Source organism: Pseudomonas sp. FYR_7, from assembly GCF_043106155.1.
GTDB classification, from domain to species: Bacteria; Pseudomonadota; Gammaproteobacteria; order Pseudomonadales; family Pseudomonadaceae; genus Aquipseudomonas; species Aquipseudomonas parafulva_B.
The window spans coordinates 1-693 of the sequence record NZ_JBICMI010000003.1 but is presented as its reverse complement, the minus strand read 5'-3'; the positions used below and the strand labels follow the sequence as shown (position 1 = coordinate 693).

At 62.5% G+C, this 693-nt stretch carries 1 protein-coding gene; it reads left to right on the top strand.

What is annotated here, in order from left to right; all coding sequences use genetic code 11:
* The coding region (locus ACF8R3_RS00185; RefSeq protein WP_392514554.1) for a LuxR C-terminal-related transcriptional regulator at positions 1 to 424 on the top strand (424 nt) is incomplete at its 5' end.
* Positions 425 to 693 lie beyond the last annotated feature (269 nt).

Below are 693 nucleotides of genomic sequence, written 5' to 3'. Positions count from 1 at the left end.
CCGTGCCCTGCACGATGCGCCTGCGATCCTGATGCTGTCGATGCATGACGAGGCGCAGATGGCAGCCCGCGCCCTGAAGGCCGGGGCGGCCGGATACGCGACCAAGGACAGCGACCCGGCATTATTGCTGGCGGCGATACGCCGGGTAGCCGGTGGTGGGCGTTACATCGATCCGGCGCTGGCAGACCGCATGGTGTTCGAAGTGGGCCTGACCGAATCCAGGCCTTTGCACACCTTGCTGTCGGAACGGGAGTTTTCGGTGTTCGAACGCCTGGCCCAGGGCGCCAACGTCAATGACATCGCCCAGCAACTGGCGTTGTCGAGCAAGACCATCAGCACTCACAAGGCGCGCCTGATGCAGAAGCTGAAAGTGAATTCGCTGGCCGAGCTGGTCAAGTATGCGATGGAGCACAAGCTGATCTGATTGCGACATTCACGGCCGCGCCATCGCTGCAGTGATCCGGTGCGTAGATGAAGGCTGCCAGCCTGTATCTTCCGCCGCCCGCAGCGCCGCTGCCTGCATAGGCGCGGTCTTGCGCTCAAGGGCTGGCGGTCAAGCGCCTGGAACTGTGTGGGCCTGTGTTCTGAAAGCGCCATGCTTGTAGGGCGTGCCCTACAACAAATCTTCCATCCGGACGATGGCATTCTCTCTGGGCGCCCGATTTGCGGGGGGATGCGGCTCTTCTACGCTTT